Here is a 16,344-nt window from a genome sequence, read left to right as displayed (position 1 = left end):
CTGAGAAAATGCTGAAGGCCTTCGGAAACGTATTGGTAGGCTCATTGGCGATAGCGCTGTTTCTGGCGATCGCAGGCGCGGTGGTGGCGCTTTTTGGTTCTATCTGGGGTTTTTCGGGTTTGAAGCAGGCTGGCGCCTTTGTTTCCGCCATGGGTGCTTTTTGCTTTTTTGCTGCCCTTGTTCTGTTCCGTTACATTGGCCGGATGAAACCGAGGACACCGAGCAGAGCTGATGGCGGGAGCGTGGGGTGACAAAGCCGCCCAAACGCGAATCCACAGAAAAGCACGTCTATCTGCGGGATCGGATGAACGGTTGGTCTGCGGGTCTGGAACTGGCGTTGTGGTTGGGCGCGATGGGCGTTGCTTGGCTCGTCGCCGCCTATTCGCCGGATGGCTTTTGGCCCGGGCTTTGGGAAGCCCTGAAGCAGTTGTTAAATCGAGTTTAGCCGGGCAGACGGCTACGGACAGGACGAATAGAAATGCTTGAAATCAGAAACCTGCACGCCCGCATCGTCGATGACGGCACCGAAATCATCCGCGGCTTGACCCTGACGGTGCAAGCCGGCGAGGTCGCCGCGATCATGGGGCCGAACGGCTCGGGAAAATCGACGCTGTCCTACATTCTCGCCGGCCGCGAGGACTATGAAGTGACCGAAGGCGACATCCTCTACAACGGCCAATCGATCCTCGAAATGGATCCGGCCGAGCGCGCCACGTCAGGCATCTTCCTCGCCTTCCAGTATCCGATGGAGATACCGGGCGTCGCGACCATGGAATTCCTGAAAGTGGCGATGAACGAGCAGCGCAAGGCACGTGGCGAGGAGCCGCTGAAGATCCCGGAATTCCTGAAGCGCGTGAAGGAAGCCGCCGCCTCGCTCAGCATGGACATGGCGATGCTCAAGCGGCCGCTCAATGTCGGCTTCTCCGGCGGCGAGAAGAAGCGCGCCGAGATCCTGCAGATGAAGCTGCTGGAGCCGAAATTGTGCGTGCTCGACGAGACCGATTCCGGCCTCGACATCGATGCGCTGAAGATCGTGTCCGACGGCGTCAACGCGCTGCGCGCGCCGGACCGGGCGTTCCTGGTCATCACCCACTACCAGCGCCTGCTTGAGCACATCGTGCCCGACACCGTGCACGTGCTCTACAAAGGCCAGGTCATCAAGTCAGGCGACAAGTCGCTGGCGCTCGATTTGGAAGCCAATGGCTATGCCGGCGTGATCGGCGAAGCAGCGTGAGATGCCAGAGGGCAGTTTGATGAATATGCACGCACAACCGCAGCGAACACCGGCCGAGACAGCGTTGATCGACGCGTTCGGCGACCGATTGTCGCTGCTGCCGGGCGACGGCGCGGTGATGCTGAAGCGCGACGACGCCATCGAGACGATCAAGCACGGCCTGCCGACGCGGCGTGTCGAATCCTGGCACTATACCGACCTGCGCCGGTTGCTGAATACCGTGCCGGACTTCGACCCGGCCGCCATGGCCAAAGCCATCGCACCGATCGTCGAAGGTTCCGCCGTGGTGTCGATCCTGAACGGCAAGTCCGACGCCAAGGTGCCTGTCCTTGAAGGCGTCACCTTCCAGCGCCTTTCGGAAAAGCTGATCGACGGCAGCATCGCACCGGGGCTCGATCCCTATGGCAGCGACGACGCGATCGGCGCGCTGAACACGGCTTTCGTCGCCGACGGGTATTTTGTCGACATCGCCGATGGTGTGGAACTTGAAAAGCCGATCGAACTGCAGAACCTGCAGGCTGGCGGCCAGACGCATGTGCGCCTGCCCGTGCGCGTCGGCGCCAGCGCCAAGGCCGTCATCGTCGAACGGCAGACGGGTGATGGCGCTGCCTTGAGCAGCTCGGTAAGTCAGATCGTGCTCGACGAGGGCGCCGAGGTAACGTGGCTGGTCGTCCAGGAGCAGCCGGAAACGGCGACGCATCTGGCGCAGTTCAAGGCCCATATCGGCAAGAATGCGAAACTGACGCTGTTCGTCATGAACGCCGGCGGCAAGCTCGTGCGCCAGGAGATCATGGTCAGGACGACTGGCGAAGGCGCCGATTTCAAGCTTCGCGGCATCAACCTGCTGGCCGGCGACACCCACACCGACGTGACCATGGTGCTCGACCACGCCGTGCCGCACACGACCTCTACGGAAGTGATCCGCAATGTGGTGACGGGCAAGGCGCGCGGTGTGTTCCAGGGCCGCATCAACGTCCATCAATATGCGCAGAAGACCAACGCGAAGATGGCCTGCAACACGCTGTTGCTGTCGGACGATGGCGAGTTCTCGACCAAGCCCGAGCTTGAAATCTTCGCCGACGACGTGATTTGCGGCCACGGCGCGACGGTGACCGAGATCGACCACAACCATCTGTTCTACCTGATGGCGCGCGGCGTCGACGAGAAAAGCGCGCGGGGGTTGCTCGTGAAGGCCTTCGTCGCGGAGGTGATCGAGGAACTGGACGACGAGGCGATCGTCGAGGCGCTGGAAGCGCGGCTCGACGACTGGTTCGTGGCACACGGGTGACCTGATGAACGCTCCAGGCAAGATCGGAGATTTCTACGACGTCGAAGCGATCCGCCGCGATTTCCCGATCCTGTCGCGGGAAGTCTATGGCAAGCCGCTGGTCTATCTCGACAATGGCGCCTCGGCACAGAAGCCGCAGGCGGTGCTCGACGCCATCCAGCACGCCTATTCTCAGGAATATGCCAACGTCCATCGCGGCCTGCACTTCCTCTCCAATGCGGCGACCGACGCATATGAAAAGGCGCGGGAAACGGTGCGCCGTTTCCTCAATGCGCCGAGCACCGACAACATCGTCTTCACCTCGAACACGACGTCGGCCATCAATACCGTCGCCTATGGCTATGGCATGCCCAACATCGGCGAGGGCGACGAGATCGTGCTGTCGATCATGGAGCACCACTCTAACATCGTTCCCTGGCATTTCATCCGCGAGCGGCAGGGCGCGAAACTCGTTTGGGTGCCGGTCGACGATCTCGGCGTCTTCCACATCGAGGAATTCGAGAAGCGGTTGACCGATCGCACCAAGCTGATCGCCATCACGCAGATGTCGAATGCGCTGGGCACGGTGACGCCGATCAAGGAGATCGTGCGCATTGCGCATTCGCGTGGAATTCCCGTGCTGGTCGACGGCAGCCAGAGCGCCGTGCATATGCCGATCGATGTGCAGGATCTCGACTGCGACTTCTTCGTCTTCACCGGCCACAAGGTCTACGGCCCCTCGGGCATCGGCGTGCTCTACGGCAAGAAGGACATTCTCGCTGGCATGCGGCCCTTCATGGGCGGCGGCGAGATGATCGAGGAGGTGACGGAAGACATCGTCACCTACAACGAGCCGCCCCACCGTTTCGAAGCCGGCACGCCGCCGATCGTCCAGGCGATCGGGCTGGGTGCTGCGCTCGACTATATGGAAAAAATCGGCCGCGAGCGCATCGCCGCGCATGAGGAAGATCTCAAGAATTACGCGCATGAGCGGCTGCGCGCCATCAATTCGCTGCGCATCTTCGGCGATGCGCCTGGCAAGGGCGCCATCATCTCGTTTGAACTGCAAGGCATTCATGCGCATGACGTGTCGATGGTGATCGACAGGCAGGGCGTTGCTGTCCGCGCCGGCACCCATTGCGCCCAGCCGCTGTTGAAACGGTTCGGCGTAACCTCCACATGCAGGGCATCGTTCGGCATGTATAATACCAGGGCCGAAGTCGACGCTTTGGCCGAGGCGCTCGAAAAAGCGCGCAAATTCTTCGGATGATGATTTTTTTGGGTGACGACCATGGATGATGCAAGCATCGCTGCCGAGACCATTCCGGAAACCGCGCCCAATGCGCTGGTTTCGGGATCGGCCATTCCAGCCGACGAGCTGGCGCGGCTGACCGACGACATCGTCTCGGCGCTGAAGACCGTCTACGATCCGGAAATCCCAGCCGATATCTACGAGCTCGGCCTGATCTACAAGATCGACATCGAGGACAATCGCTCGGTCAAGATCGACATGACGCTGACCGCTCCGGGCTGCCCGGTCGCCGGCGAAATGCCCGGCTGGGTGGAGAATGCCGTCGGCGCCGTCGAAGGCGTGTCCGGCGTCGAGGTCAACATGACTTTCGACCCGCCATGGTCGGCCGACCGCATGTCGGAAGAGGCGCAGGTGGCGGTGGGTTGGTACTAGCCCGACAGAGGCTGGTGCACTTGCGCCAGGGATAAAACTTCACCATTTTAGGTGAGGAATCATTCGGCAGGCCTTGAACCTGCATGGAATGGAAGGAAAAAGAATGGGACGCTTCGCCGTCATCACGATGACCGAAAAGGCCGCCGACCGGGTGCGCGAGATCGTCGCCACCCGCGACAACGCGCACGGCATCCGCCTCGGCATCAAGAAGGGCGGCTGCGCCGGCATGGAATATACGGTCGATCTGGTGACCGAGCCCAACACCAAGGACGACCATATCGAGCGCGATGGCGCGCATGTCTATGTGGCGCCCGAGGCAGCGCTATTCCTGTTCGGCACCGAGATGGATTTCGAGCAGACGACGCTTCGCACCGGCTTCACATTCCGCAATCCGAATCAGAGTTCGGCCTGCGGCTGCGGTGAGTCCGTCGAGTTGAAGCCGGCGGACCTCAAGGCGCTGGCAGAAGCACGCGCCTCGGCCTGATCTTCCAGCCCCGTAAGCGGCAGGGGTGATCGCATATGACTGGCTTGCGCTCTACGAATACCCCCACCCTTAATCCCTCCCCACAAGGGGGAGGGAGACTCGGTAGGCGCTGATTCCGCAAATCCCCGAGGTTTCGACGCCAAAAGGATGGCGCGCGGCAGCGTTCCCTCCCCCTTGTGGGGAGGGTTAGGGTGGGGGTCCTCTTCGTAAAAACCCATATGCAATCGCCCCGCCGTAAACGAGGTGAAGGACGCTAATCCACCCACATGCCCGTCCGCTTGTGCCAGTCGACGATCGATTCCTCGGGATAGACGTCGAAGACCTTGTCATGCTTGCCAACCTCCGGCTCCACCCAGTTCGCCTTGTATTTCAGCATCAGGTGCACCTTGCTTGGCGGAATGGGTAAATCGCTGTCGACCGCCGAGGCGAAGGGATGCACCAGTTCCGGCCATGTCGGGTCGTAGAGCCAAAGGGCCGCCCCGCATTTCTTGCAGAAATTGCGCTCGCCGGTCGAGATTTCGCAATGCGGATGCTCGTCATCCTCGATCTCCGCCCGAAAGACGCCGAGGCTGCGCTTGCCCCTGATGTTCAGTGTTTCGTTGTCCGCACCGAGATTGATGGCAAACCCGCCACCGCCCTGCTGCTTGCGGCAGATCGAACAGTAGCACAGCATGAATGGCGCCGGCGTGTGGCTCTCCACCTCGAAACGCACGGCATTGCAGCGGCAGGACCCTTTGAGCAGGACGGGCATGGCGGGAAACTCCGATCGACCTCACACAACCTGTCAGCATGATTTTGGTTGCGGCGATGACAAGGCCAAACGCCGGTGACATGATCGCGGCATGGACAATGAACGCATCGCCGAACTGTTCGAGGGCCTCGGCCCTGTCAGCATCCGCAAACTGTTCGGCGGCAAGGGCATCTATTTCGACGGTGTCATCGTCGCCATCGTGCTGCGCGGTGAGTTGATGCTGAAGGCCGACGAGCAAAGCGCGCCCGAGTTCGAGGCCGCCGGCTGCACGCAATGGACCTATACCGGCTCGCGCCACGGCAAGCTGGTCGCCATGCCCTACTGGGGCGTTCCCGACAGCGCTTTCGATGATCCCGACGAGATGGCGGCCTGGGTACGGCGGGCGTATGCGGCTGGACGGCGGGCGGGGAAGTGATGCCAGCCTTGGGACGGTCGAGGGACACCACCCCCCTCTGGCCTGCCGGCCATCTCCCCCGCAAGGGGGGAGATTGGCGGTTTCACCGTCTGCCTGCTTTTTTCAACGTTGAAGATTGGCAGAGGCGTTGACGACATTCGATCTCCCCCCTTGCGGGGGAGATGTCCGGCAGGACAGAGGGGGTGCTGTCCCGCCGACGTTGGCCTACAACGCCTTCGCAATCCGTGCCGCCAGCCGCGCGTTGTTTTCCACCAGCGCGATGTTGGTCTTGAGGCTCCTGCCGCCGGTCAGTTCGAGGATTTTCGACAGCAGGAAGGGTGTCACCGCCTTGCCGGTCACGTTGAGCGCTTCTGCGGCCTTCTGCGCGGCGTCGATATAGCCCGCCATCTCCTCAGCCGGGATTTCATGGTTTTCCGGCACAGGATTGGCGATCAGCATGCCGCCGGCGAGCCCCAGCGCTGCCCTCGTCTGGTAGAAATGCGCGATCTCTTCCGGCTCGTGCAAGGTCAGCGGCGCGCGGAATGGCGAATGTCGCGACCAGAAGGCTGGCATCGTCTCGCAGCCATGGCCGATCACCGGCACGCCGCGCGTCTCCAGCACCTCCAGCGTCTTTTCGATGTCGAGGATCGCCTTGGCGCCGGCCGAGACGACGATGACCGGGGTGCGCGCCAGCTCGTCGAGATCGGCGGAAATGTCAAAACTCTTTTCGGCGCCCTTGTGCACGCCGCCAATGCCGCCGGTGGCGAACACTTTTATGCCGACCATATGCGCCGCGATCATCGTGGCGGCGACCGTGGTGCCACCGGTGCGCCCTTGCGCCACGGCAAAACCGAGATCGGCGCGCGACAGCTTCATGGCGTCGCCCGTCATCGCCAGCGATTCGCGCTCGCCGTCCGAAAGCCCGATCTTGATGCGGCCGCCAACCACGGCGATGGTCGCCGGCACGGCGCCGCCATCGGTGATGATCTTTTCGACATCGGCCGCCATGGCGCCATTGTCGGGGTAGGGCATGCCATGGGTGATGATGGTGCTTTCCAGCGCCACCACCGGCCGGCCGGCCGCCAGGGCCTGCGCCACCGGCGCGTGGATATCGATGAAGGGGCCGGCGGTCTCAGGGGTCATCAGGGTCTCCAATCCGGAATGCCGCGCGTCCGTCGGGACACCAGGCAACATCGCGGCACTATGAATTCGCCGGTCTCATGCCACTTCCCTGGCATCCGGCACAAGAGCCAATGCCTCAGTGAAATCAGCCGCGGTGAACTCCGGAACGGCGTTGGCGCTTTCGATGGCAAGCGTCGCCCCGGCAATGCCTTCGCGCAGTGCTGACCGCAGGGGCAGTCCGCGCAGCAAAGCAGCGACCGTTGCGCCCGCCAGGGCATCGCCGGCCCCGGTGACGTCAGCGACCTTTCTTGGCGGCGGCGGCAGGATCGAGAAGGCGCCGGCTTCATCGAAGCCCAGCATGGGCTCGCTGCCCGCCGTCACCACGCCGCTGATGAGGCCGCTGCATCGCAACCCGTCGACGACCTCGCGCTCCGTGGCGTTCGCGGCGACGCCGGCCAGCACCATGGCCTCGCGCCGGTTCATGAAGACCAGCGAGAGCTCCTTCAGCACCGGTATCAGCCGCGTTACCTTGGCAGGCGAAATTGCAATGGCGAAGACTGGCTTGCCGGCGGTGAGCGAAACCAGCCGCTCCAGTGCCGTCGTCGGCAGGTTGGCGTCGCAGAAAACGGCATCGGCGGCAGCGATCACCTCCCGCACCTTGGAGCGCCTGATCTGCTTGGGAAACGCCAAATCATAGAGCGCCATGTCGGCAAAGCCGACGATCAGCTCGCCTTCGCTGTCGATCAGCGCCGTGTAGCTCGGCGTTGTGCGGTCGAGGAAGACCGCCGACAGGTCGGTAATGCCTGCCTCGGCAATGGCCCGCGAAACGGTGTCGGCAGCGGCATCGCCGCCGCGAACCGACATGAGCGACGCGGAGACGCCGCGCCGAACCGCACTGCGCAAAGCGTTGAAGACCCCGCCGCCGACATCCTCGCGCATCGTGCCGGGATTGGAGGCAGCCGGCACGTAAGCGCCGGACACCTGGCCGCGCCGGTCGATATGGGCGCCGCCTACGGCCAGTATGTTCGCGGATTTCAGCATGCCGGCGATATGACCTTTGTTATTCCAGCCGCACAAGCGCTAGGCTGCGCGACGGAGCTTCGCATGCAAGGCGGCGATTCGGCAGATCGAAACAACCGAGCCGTCTGGCCCAACGTGTGGTGCATCCCTGATCGAATCCTTGGACAAAAAAAGAACAAATCCGGATATCGTTTGTTTTTCAGATATTTGATCCCTCTTGCCAAATGAGAACAAAAAAGGTACAAATAGGCAGGGATTACGGATTGTCCGGCCTTCATTGACGACCAAGGGGTGATGTATCATGGCTCAGAATTCTTTGCGGCTGGTAGAGGACAAGGCAGTGGACAAATCAAAGGCTCTGGATGCGGCGCTGTCGCAGATCGAGCGGGCTTTCGGCAAGGGCTCGATCATGCGGCTCGGCGCCAACGATCAGGTCGTCGAGATTGAAACGGTGCCGACCGGCTCGCTTGGCCTCGACATCGCGCTTGGTGTCGGTGGCTTGCCGCGCGGTCGCATCATCGAGATCTACGGGCCGGAAAGCTCGGGCAAGACGACGCTGGCGCTGCACACGGTGGCGGAAGCCCAGAAGAAGGGCGGCATCTGCGCCTTCGTCGATGCCGAGCATGCGCTCGATCCGGTCTATGCCCGCAAGCTTGGCGTCGATCTCGAAAACCTCCTGATCTCGCAGCCGGACACCGGTGAGCAGGCGCTGGAAATCTGCGACACGCTGGTGCGCTCCGGCGCCATCGACGTGCTGGTGGTCGATTCGGTCGCGGCGCTGACGCCACGCGCCGAAATTGAAGGTGAGATGGGCGATTCGCTGCCCGGCCTGCAGGCCCGCTTGATGAGCCAGGCGCTGCGCAAGCTGACCGCTTCGATCTCGCGCTCCAACACCATGGTCATCTTCATCAACCAGATCCGCATGAAGATCGGCGTCATGTTTGGTTCGCCCGAGACCACGACGGGCGGCAACGCGCTGAAATTCTACGCTTCGGTGCGTCTTGACATCCGCCGCATCGGCTCGATCAAGGACCGCGATGAGGTTGTCGGCAACCAGACCCGCGTCAAGGTGGTCAAGAACAAGCTGGCGCCGCCCTTCAAGGTGGTCGAATTCGACATCATGTTTGGTGAGGGCGTCTCCAAAACCGGCGAACTGGTCGATCTCGGGGTCAAGGCCGGTATTGTCGAGAAGTCTGGCGCCTGGTTTTCTTATAATTCGCAGCGTCTCGGCCAGGGCCGCGAAAATGCCAAGCTGTTCCTGCGTGACAATCCCGACACGGCACGCGAGATCGAGTTGTCGATCAGGCAGAATGCCGGGCTGATCGCCGAGAAATTCCTCGAGAATGGCGGCCCTGAGCGCGGCGAAGACGACGGTTTCGAGGAAGAATCCGGCGCCATGTAACAGCTTCGTGCGCGATGCCGGCCGGAGTTCGGCCATAATCGCGTTCTATTATCTCAGGCTTATGTAATTGAGTTCCGCGTTATTGCGTTTCGAAACCGCCGGCCCAGTGCCGGCGGTTTTGCGTTTTGGCGGCGAAAACAGGCCGGTTCGAATGGCCGGCAAAGGCCGTGGATTGGACCAATTCCGTGTTTCTGGACAGGGTGAGGCGCGGCGGCTAAAAGGCCAAGTCCTAATCTTCTAAAAACGCAGAGCCCATTTCCGCCGGTTTGCCGGCGGCTCTTCCGAAAAGGCAGCATTCATGAGTGGCGTGAACGAGATCCGGTCGACATTTCTCGACTACTTCCGCAAGGAGGGTCACGAGATCGTCGCGTCGAGCCCGCTGGTGCCGCGCAACGATCCGACACTGATGTTCACCAACGCCGGCATGGTGCAGTTCAAGAATGTCTTCACCGGTTTGGAGAAGCGGCCCTATTCGCGCGCGTCGACCGCCCAGAAGAGCGTGCGCGCCGGCGGCAAGCACAACGATCTCGACAATGTCGGCTACACGGCACGCCATCTGACCTTCTTCGAGATGCTCGGCAATTTCTCCTTCGGCGACTATTTCAAGGAGCGCGCCATCGAGCTTGCCTGGAACCTGATCACCAGGGAGTTCGGGCTGAACAAGGACAAGCTGCTGGTCACCGTCTATCACACGGACGACGAGGCGGCCGGTTTCTGGAAGAAGATCGCCGGGTTTTCCGACGACCGCATCATTCGCATCGCGACATCTGACAATTTCTGGGCGATGGGCGACACTGGACCTTGCGGGCCGTGCTCGGAGATCTTCATCGACCGCGGCGAGCACATCTGGGGTGGTCCTCCCGGCAGCCCGGAGGAAGATGGCGACCGTTTCCTGGAATTCTGGAACCTGGTGTTCATGCAGTATGAACAGGTGACGAAGGAGGAGCGGATCGACCTGCCGCGCCCCTCGATCGACACCGGCATGGGCCTGGAGCGCATGGCGTCCATCCTGCAAGGGGTGGAAAGCGTCTTCGAGACCGATCTGTTCCGTCACCTGATCGACGCGGCCTCGTCCGCGATCGGGCATGGTCCCGACAAGGAGACTGTCGCGTCCTACCGGGTCATTGCCGATCATCTGCGCTCGTCCTCCTTCCTGGTCGCCGATGGCGTGCTGCCTTCGAACGAAGGCCGTGGCTATGTCCTGCGTCGCATCATGCGCCGCGCCATGCGTCATGCGCAGTTGCTCGGTGCCAACGAACCGCTGATGTGGAAGCTGGTGCCGGCGCTGGTGCGCGAAATGGGTCAGGCCTATCCGGAACTGCTGCGCGGCGAACAGTTGATCACCGAGACGCTGAAGCTCGAGGAGACCAGGTTTCGCAAGACGCTGGTGCGCGGCCTCGGCCTGCTTTCGGAGGCGACCGAAACGCTTCATGCCGGCGACATGCTGGACGGCGAGACGGCCTTCAAGCTCTACGACACCTATGGCTTCCCGCTCGATCTGACGCAGGACGCGCTGCGCCAGCGCAGCATCTCTGTCGATCTTGCCGGCTTCACCAATGCGATGGAGCAGCAGAAGGCCGAGGCGCGCAAGCACTGGGCTGGGTCCGGCGACGCGGCGACCGAGACCATCTGGTTCTCCGTGCGCGAGAAGGCCGGCGCCACCGAGTTCCTCGGATATGAGACTGAAGCTGCCGAAGGCATCATCCAGGCGCTGGTCAGGGACGGCAAGACCGTCGACAGCGCCGGCAAGGGTGACGCAGTGGCGATCGTCGTCAACCAGACGCCGTTCTATGCCGAGTCCGGCGGCCAGATGGGCGACACCGGCGTTATTTCAGGCGAGGGCTTCTCGATCGAGGTTTCCGATACGCAGAAAAAGGCCGACGGGCTGTTCGTGCATATCGGCAAGGTTGCCAGCGGCACGGTCAAGACGGGCGCCGCCGTCGAACTGAAGGTAGATCATGCGCGCCGCTCCAGGTTGCGCGCCAACCATTCCGCGACGCATTTGATCCATGAGGCGCTGCGCGAGGTGCTGGGCAGCCATGTCGCGCAGAAGGGCTCGCTGGTGGCGCCCGAGCGCCTGCGCTTCGACATCTCGCACAACAAACCCATTTCATCGGAGGACCTCGAAGAGGTCGAGCGCATGGCCAACGAGATCGTCGTGCAGAACAGCCCGGTGTCCACGCGCCTGATGTCGGTCGACGATGCCATTGCCGAAGGCGCCATGGCGCTGTTTGGCGAGAAGTATGGTGACGAAGTGCGCGTCGTGTCCATGGGCACCGGGGTGCACGGCGCCAAGGCCAACCGGCCCTATTCGGTCGAGCTCTGCGGTGGCACGCATGTCCGGGCGACCGGCGATATCGGCCTGGTGCGTGTCGTGTCGGACAGCGCGGTCGCCGCCGGCGTGCGCCGCATCGAGGCGCTGACCGGCGAAGCCGCGCGCAAACATCTCGACGAGCAGGACCGGCGTTTGAAGGCGACGGCGGCCGTGCTCAAGATTTCGCCGGCCGATGTGCCGGCGCGCGTCGAGACGCTGCTCGAAGAGCGCAAGAAGCTCGAGAAGGAATTGACCGAGGCGCGCAAGAAGCTGGCGCTGGGCGGGGGATCGTCAGCCGATGCTCCAGCCGCCAATGAGACGGTCGCCGGTGTCGGCTTCCTCGGCAAGACGGTCTCCGGTGTCTCGCCGAAGGATTTGAAGCCGCTGGCCGATGCCGGCAAGAGCTCGCTCGGCTCCGGCGTCGTCGTCTTCGTCGGCGCCGGCGAAGACAACAAGGCAAGCGTCGTGGTGGCCGTCACCGACGACCTCATCGGCCGCTTCAGCGCCGTCGACCTTGTCCGCGTGGCCTCCGCCGCATTGGGCGGGCAGGGCGGCGGCGGGCGGCCCGACATGGCCCAGGCCGGTGGCCCCGACGCTTCCAAGGCCGATGATGCGATTGCAGCGGTGAGGGCGGCACTCGAAGCGGCGTAGGCTAGTGGGCTGAATTTATAGCAACGGTTGGAGGGCCAGCGCCCCCCTCTGTCCTGCCGGACATCTCCCCCACTTGGGGGGAGATCGGACGTCGCGTCGGCTTTCGCCAATCTCCCACGTGGAAATAAAACCGCGCCGGAATAGGCGCCTTAGCGGACGCTGCCAATCTCCCCACTCGTGGGGGAGATGTCCGGCAGGACAGAGGGGGGCGCTGTCCCGCAGGCCTCTCAATACTTATCGCGGGCTTGTTCAGTCCGCACGAAGCTCGGCCGAGCCGCAATGCGCGCATACCAGTCCTGGATGTCCGCGAACCGTGCCAACAGGCCTTGCCCTTCGGCGACATTGAGGAAATAGGCGATGATGGGTGCCGCGTGCAGGTCGGCCAGCGTGAGCTGGTCGCCGAGCAGCCACGGTCCGGGAGCCTTGAGTGAGGTAAGCACCCCGAGCACCGTTTCGGCCTGGCGCAGCCCGCTGGCGATCAGCGCCTCGTCGGGGGCCTCTTTCTCCAGCCGCTCGACGGCAACATCCCAGACCATCGCGCGATAGCCATAGGCGTCGAGCATGCCGATGATCTGGCCCATCCTGGCGCGGCCGCGCGCGTCGGCAGGCTGCAGCGTCGGCCCGTCGAACGCCTCCTCGACATAGCGCGCAATCGCGCTTGTCTCGAAGAGGCGAAACCCGTCATGCTCGAAGGCCGGGATGCGGCCGAACGGATGATGCTCGAAATACCAGGCGGGAACGCCATCGGCGGCAAAGACATCGACCGGCACAAGCTCGTAGTCGATGCCTTTTTCCGCGAGTACGAGGCGGACGATGCGTAGATAGACGCTGTACTCCGCCCCGTAGACGATGGGCTTGCCCATCTTGCTTACTTGTCAGGCCATCGCCTTCTGCAGGTTCTCGTCGATCTTGTCGAGGAAACCGGTGGTCGACAGCCAGGGCTGGTCGGGGCCGATCAAGAGCGACAGGTCCTTGGTCATGAAGCCGGACTCGACCGTCTGGATGCAGACCTTTTCCAGCGTTTCGGAGAAACGCTTCAGGTCGGCATTGTCGTCGAGCTTGGCGCGGTGCGCGAGGCCGCGCGTCCAGGCGAAGATCGAGGCGATCGAATTGGTCGAGGTTTCCTCGCCCTTCTGATGCTGGCGATAATGGCGGGTGACGGTGCCATGCGCGGCTTCGGCTTCCACGGTCTTGCCGTCCGGTGTCATCAGCACCGATGTCATCAGGCCGAGCGAGCCGAAACCCTGAGCAACCGTGTCGGACTGCACGTCACCGTCATAGTTCTTGCAGGCCCAGACATAGCCGCCCGACCATTTCAGGGCGGAGGCCACCATGTCGTCGATCAGGCGGTGCTCGTACCACAGCTTCTTCGACTTGAACTCGGCCTCGAATTCAGCCTCGTAGACCTCCTGGAAGATGTCCTTGAAGCGGCCGTCATAGGCCTTGAGGATAGTGTTCTTGGTCGACAGATAGACCGGATAGTTGCGCAGCAGGCCGTAGTTCAGCGAGGCGCGGGCAAACTCGCGGATCGAGTCGTCGAGATTGTACATGGCCATGGCGACACCGGCGCCGGGCGCGTCGTACACATCGTGCTCGATCACCTGGCCGTCCTCACCCACGAATTTGATGGTCAGCTTGCCCTTGCCGGGGAAGCGGAAATCGGTGGCGCGGTACTGGTCGCCGAAGGCATGACGGCCGACGATGATCGGCTTGGTCCAGCCGGGCACCAGGCGCGGCACGTTCTTCATGATGATCGGCTCGCGGAAGATGGTGCCGCCGAGGATGTTGCGGATGGTGCCGTTCGGCGACTTCCACATCTTCTTCAGCTTGAACTCCTCGACGCGCTGTTCGTCGGGCGTGATCGTCGCGCATTTCACGCCGACGCCGTGTTTCTTGATGGCGTTGGCCGAATCGATGGTCACCTGGTCGTTGGTGGCGTCGCGGTGCTCGATGCCGAGGTCGTAATATTCAAGCTTGAGGTCGAGATAAGGATGGATCAGCTTGTCCTTGATGAACTGCCAGATGATGCGGGTCATCTCGTCGCCGTCGAGTTCGACGACCGGGTTCGCCACCTTGATCTTCGCCATGGAAAGAATGCCTCGTTGCTGGGATATGGGACGGCCTTGCCCGCGTGGCGTTGGGCCGGGAGATGTCGCCCGTATATCAAAGCGCTTTTGGCCACGCAAACGGCGATCGGTCACGAATTGGAGGCCAGAGCCGTCGTCATTTGCGAATGCTTCATTTTCCCGGCCGAATGTGGCAGGGACGCTGAAATGCCGCAAACAGCAGTTCATTGACAATCATGCCCGTCATCAAAGATCCCGATAGCATTGCAGTCGCCGGCCCGGCGATCATCCTCGTCGAGCCGCAGCTTGGCGAGAACATCGGCATGGTCGCGCGCGCCATGGCCAATTTCGGTCTGTCGGAGCTGCGCCTGGTCAACCCGCGTGATGGTTGGCCGAGCGAGAAGGCACGCGCGGCGGCCAGCCGCGCCGACCATGTCATCGACGCCGTGAGAGTGTTCGACGATCTGGCCTCGGCGCTCGCCGACCTGAACTTTGTCTTCGCCACCACGGCCAGGCAGCGCGACGGCTTCAAATCCGTGCGCGGGCCGGTGGAGGCGGGCAGGCTGCTGCGGGCGCGCCACACAATGGGCCAGCGCACCGGCATCCTGTTCGGACGCGAACGCTTCGGCCTCTACAATGACGAGGTCGGCCTTGCCGACGAGATCGTCACTTTCCCGGTCGATCCCGATTTCTCCTCGCTCAACATTGCCCAGGCCGCGCTGCTGATGTCCTATGAATGGATGAAGTCCGGCCTGGAAGACGAGACCAGGACCAATTTTTCCGGCCCGGACATGAAACCGGCAAGCAAGGAAGAATTGCACGGCCTGTTCGCCTATCTCGAAGGCGCACTGGAAGCGCGCGGCTATTTCCGGCCGGCACCGAAGAAGCCGAAAATGGTCGACAATCTGCGCGCGGTGCTCACACGCCCCGGCTTTGCCGAACCGGAGCTCAAGGTGCTGCGCGGCATCATCTCGTCGCTCGACAGGTTTTCGCCGGCGATGCCGCGCGGCGACGGGTCCCCTGGCGACGATCCGCGGCGTTTGCCCGCCGCGGCCGCTGCGCGGGCCCGCAAGGCGGAAGCGGCGCGCCTTGCCGACGCCGGCAAGGACGATGACATACCGCCGTTGGGCGGAAAAGGAACCGACAATGACTGAGCGGCCGATCCTGATGTTCGATTCGGGCATCGGCGGGCTTACCGTGCTGCGCGAGGCGCGCGTGCTGATGCCCGACCGCCGCTTCATCTATGTCGCCGACGACGCTGCGTTTCCGTACGGCGCTTGGGAAGAGCCGGCGCTGAGGGCGCATATACTCGAATTGTTCGGCAAACTGCTGGAGCGCTTTGCGCCGGCCATTTCCGTCATCGCCTGCAACACCGCCTCGACGTTGGTGATCGATGCGCTGCGCGATAGATTTCCCGAGCATCCTTTCGTCGGCATGGTGCCTGCGATCAAGCCGGCGGCGGAACGCACGCGCTCAGGGCTGGTTTCGGTGCTGGCGACGCCTGGCACCGTCAAGCGCCAATACACGCGCGACCTGATCAGCAAATGGGCGCAGAAATGCCATGTCCGCCTGGTCGGCAGCGACAGGCTTGCGGGACTGGCTGAGATCTACATGCGTGAGGGCTTCGTCGATGAAGAAGCCGTGCGCACCGAGATTACGCCGTGCTTCGTCGAACATGATGCGCTGCGTACGGATATCGTCGTGCTCGCCTGCACACACTACCCCTTTCTGGCCAATCGCATGCGCAAGACGGCGCCCTGGCCGGTTGATTGGCTCGACCCCGCTGAAGCGATCGCGCGCCGGGCGCTGTCGCTTCTCGCCGACATCGATCCGAGCGGTCGTGGCGAGATGCTGCCTGAAGGCCCCGACCTTGCCGTCTTCACATCGAAAAGAGCCGATTTTCCGACCCGTCGCCTAATACAGGGCTTCGGGCTGGCGATGTCGTGATTGCGAAG

General features: G+C 62.7%; 17 protein-coding genes. 12 read left to right on the top strand and 5 right to left on the bottom strand.

The window, feature by feature from the left end; genetic code table 11:
* The first annotated feature begins 8 nt into the window (after positions 1-8).
* The 7 genes from NKI21_RS11835 (at position 9) to sufA (ending at position 4,669) form a co-directional block, all read left to right on the top strand.
* Positions 9-251, top strand: coding sequence for a hypothetical protein (locus tag NKI21_RS11835; protein ID WP_352720373.1), 243 nt, complete (start codon positions 9-11; stop codon positions 249-251).
* Entirely contained in the window at positions 248-445 is a 198-nt protein-coding gene (locus NKI21_RS11830) for a hypothetical protein (protein ID WP_352720371.1), read from the top strand. The genes NKI21_RS11835 and NKI21_RS11830 overlap by 4 nt, the downstream gene beginning before the upstream one ends.
* Positions 446-478: 33 nt before the next feature.
* Positions 479-1,234, top strand: a complete 756-nt coding sequence (sufC, locus tag NKI21_RS11825) for a Fe-S cluster assembly ATPase SufC (RefSeq protein ID WP_352720369.1) — start codon at positions 479-481, stop codon at positions 1,232-1,234.
* 19 nt (positions 1,235-1,253) lie between these two features.
* A complete protein-coding gene (gene sufD, locus NKI21_RS11820; RefSeq protein ID WP_352720367.1) occupies positions 1,254-2,522 on the top strand; it encodes a Fe-S cluster assembly protein SufD in 1,269 nt (422 codons plus the stop codon).
* A 4-nt stretch (positions 2,523-2,526) separates the two neighbouring features.
* The gene (locus NKI21_RS11815) at positions 2,527-3,771 is read left to right on the top strand and encodes a cysteine desulfurase (protein ID WP_352440141.1); all 1,245 of its coding nucleotides are present in this window, start codon (positions 2,527-2,529) and stop codon (positions 3,769-3,771) included.
* Between the two features lie 21 nt (positions 3,772-3,792).
* The gene (locus NKI21_RS11810) at positions 3,793-4,185 is read left to right on the top strand and encodes an SUF system Fe-S cluster assembly protein (RefSeq protein ID WP_023810315.1); all 393 of its coding nucleotides are present in this window, start codon (positions 3,793-3,795) and stop codon (positions 4,183-4,185) included.
* Between the two features lie 103 nt (positions 4,186-4,288).
* Positions 4,289-4,669, top strand: a complete 381-nt coding sequence (sufA, locus tag NKI21_RS11805) for a Fe-S cluster assembly scaffold SufA (RefSeq protein ID WP_023810316.1) — start codon at positions 4,289-4,291, stop codon at positions 4,667-4,669.
* Positions 4,670-4,922: 253 nt separating this feature from the next.
* On the opposite strand, the gene NKI21_RS11800 is transcribed toward sufA, so the two are convergent.
* Complete coding sequence (locus NKI21_RS11800; protein ID WP_352720364.1) at positions 4,923-5,420, bottom strand: GFA family protein; 498 nt, start codon at positions 5,418-5,420, stop codon at positions 4,923-4,925.
* 91 nt (positions 5,421-5,511) lie between these two features.
* Here NKI21_RS11800 and NKI21_RS11795 point away from each other — a divergent pair, with 91 nt between their 5' ends.
* A complete protein-coding gene (locus NKI21_RS11795) occupies positions 5,512-5,835 on the top strand; it encodes a TfoX/Sxy family protein (RefSeq protein ID WP_128303267.1) in 324 nt (107 codons plus the stop codon).
* A gap of 204 nt (positions 5,836-6,039) precedes the next feature.
* On the opposite strand, the gene NKI21_RS11790 is transcribed toward NKI21_RS11795, so the two are convergent.
* Positions 6,040-6,957, bottom strand: coding sequence for a pseudouridine-5'-phosphate glycosidase (locus NKI21_RS11790; protein WP_352440142.1), 918 nt, complete (start codon positions 6,955-6,957; stop codon positions 6,040-6,042).
* Positions 6,958-7,032: 75 nt separating this feature from the next.
* Positions 7,033-7,977, bottom strand: coding sequence for a carbohydrate kinase family protein (locus NKI21_RS11785; RefSeq protein ID WP_352440143.1), 945 nt, complete (start codon positions 7,975-7,977; stop codon positions 7,033-7,035).
* 280 nt (positions 7,978-8,257) lie between these two features.
* Between NKI21_RS11785 and recA the strand changes: the two genes are divergently transcribed.
* Positions 8,258-9,358: a recombinase RecA gene (recA, locus tag NKI21_RS11780; protein ID WP_023810321.1), complete on the top strand. Its 1,101-nt coding sequence runs from the start codon at positions 8,258-8,260 to the stop codon at positions 9,356-9,358.
* Between the two features lie 298 nt (positions 9,359-9,656).
* Positions 9,657-12,323, top strand: coding sequence for an alanine--tRNA ligase (gene alaS, locus NKI21_RS11775; RefSeq protein ID WP_352440144.1), 2,667 nt, complete (start codon positions 9,657-9,659; stop codon positions 12,321-12,323).
* Positions 12,324-12,550: 227 nt separating this feature from the next.
* Here alaS and NKI21_RS11770 read toward each other — a convergent pair whose 3' ends face one another.
* Together NKI21_RS11770 and NKI21_RS11765 are read right to left on the bottom strand one after the other, a co-directional pair.
* A complete protein-coding gene (locus NKI21_RS11770; protein ID WP_352440145.1) occupies positions 12,551-13,186 on the bottom strand; it encodes a glutathione S-transferase family protein in 636 nt (211 codons plus the stop codon).
* Between the two features lie 12 nt (positions 13,187-13,198).
* Positions 13,199-14,410 carry an NADP-dependent isocitrate dehydrogenase gene (locus tag NKI21_RS11765; RefSeq protein WP_127321786.1) on the bottom strand — a complete coding sequence of 404 codons (1,212 nt, stop codon included), beginning with the start codon at positions 14,408-14,410 and terminating at the stop codon, positions 13,199-13,201.
* Between the two features lie 215 nt (positions 14,411-14,625).
* Here NKI21_RS11765 and NKI21_RS11760 point away from each other — a divergent pair, with 215 nt between their 5' ends.
* Both NKI21_RS11760 and murI read left to right on the top strand, forming a co-directional pair.
* Positions 14,626-15,543, top strand: coding sequence for an RNA methyltransferase (locus tag NKI21_RS11760; protein WP_352440146.1), 918 nt, complete (start codon positions 14,626-14,628; stop codon positions 15,541-15,543).
* A complete protein-coding gene (gene murI / locus NKI21_RS11755; protein WP_023810327.1) occupies positions 15,536-16,336 on the top strand; it encodes a glutamate racemase in 801 nt (266 codons plus the stop codon). The genes NKI21_RS11760 and murI overlap by 8 nt, the downstream gene beginning before the upstream one ends.
* Positions 16,337-16,344 lie beyond the last annotated feature (8 nt).

The organism is Mesorhizobium sp. M0715 (genome assembly GCF_040320355.1).
Taxonomy (GTDB): Bacteria; Pseudomonadota; Alphaproteobacteria; order Rhizobiales; family Rhizobiaceae; genus Mesorhizobium.
The sequence above is the reverse complement of the archived record's forward strand: the minus strand, read 5'-3'. Positions and strand labels throughout refer to the sequence as shown.

What these genes read in the sequence shown, in the direction of transcription:
- NKI21_RS11835 (WP_352720373.1), top strand. Translation starts at nt 9, where the DNA reads ATGCTGAAGGCCTTCGGAAACGTATTGGTAGGCTCATTGGCGATAGCG.
- sufC (WP_352720369.1), top strand. Translation starts at nt 479, where the DNA reads ATGCTTGAAATCAGAAACCTGCACGCCCGCATCGTCGATGACGGCACC.
- sufD (WP_352720367.1), top strand. Translation starts at nt 1,254, where the DNA reads ATGAATATGCACGCACAACCGCAGCGAACACCGGCCGAGACAGCGTTG.
- NKI21_RS11815 (WP_352440141.1), top strand. Translation starts at nt 2,527, where the DNA reads ATGAACGCTCCAGGCAAGATCGGAGATTTCTACGACGTCGAAGCGATC.
- NKI21_RS11810 (WP_023810315.1), top strand. Translation starts at nt 3,793, where the DNA reads ATGGATGATGCAAGCATCGCTGCCGAGACCATTCCGGAAACCGCGCCC.
- sufA (WP_023810316.1), top strand. Translation starts at nt 4,289, where the DNA reads ATGGGACGCTTCGCCGTCATCACGATGACCGAAAAGGCCGCCGACCGG.
- NKI21_RS11800 (WP_352720364.1), bottom strand. Translation starts at nt 5,420, where the DNA reads ATGCCCGTCCTGCTCAAAGGGTCCTGCCGCTGCAATGCCGTGCGTTTC.
- NKI21_RS11795 (WP_128303267.1), top strand. Translation starts at nt 5,512, where the DNA reads ATGGACAATGAACGCATCGCCGAACTGTTCGAGGGCCTCGGCCCTGTC.
- NKI21_RS11790 (WP_352440142.1), bottom strand. Translation starts at nt 6,957, where the DNA reads ATGACCCCTGAGACCGCCGGCCCCTTCATCGATATCCACGCGCCGGTG.
- NKI21_RS11785 (WP_352440143.1), bottom strand. Translation starts at nt 7,977, where the DNA reads ATGCTGAAATCCGCGAACATACTGGCCGTAGGCGGCGCCCATATCGAC.
- recA (WP_023810321.1), top strand. Translation starts at nt 8,258, where the DNA reads ATGGCTCAGAATTCTTTGCGGCTGGTAGAGGACAAGGCAGTGGACAAA.
- alaS (WP_352440144.1), top strand. Translation starts at nt 9,657, where the DNA reads ATGAGTGGCGTGAACGAGATCCGGTCGACATTTCTCGACTACTTCCGC.
- NKI21_RS11770 (WP_352440145.1), bottom strand. Translation starts at nt 13,186, where the DNA reads ATGGGCAAGCCCATCGTCTACGGGGCGGAGTACAGCGTCTATCTACGC.
- NKI21_RS11765 (WP_127321786.1), bottom strand. Translation starts at nt 14,410, where the DNA reads ATGGCGAAGATCAAGGTGGCGAACCCGGTCGTCGAACTCGACGGCGAC.
- NKI21_RS11760 (WP_352440146.1), top strand. Translation starts at nt 14,626, where the DNA reads ATGCCCGTCATCAAAGATCCCGATAGCATTGCAGTCGCCGGCCCGGCG.
- murI (WP_023810327.1), top strand. Translation starts at nt 15,536, where the DNA reads ATGACTGAGCGGCCGATCCTGATGTTCGATTCGGGCATCGGCGGGCTT.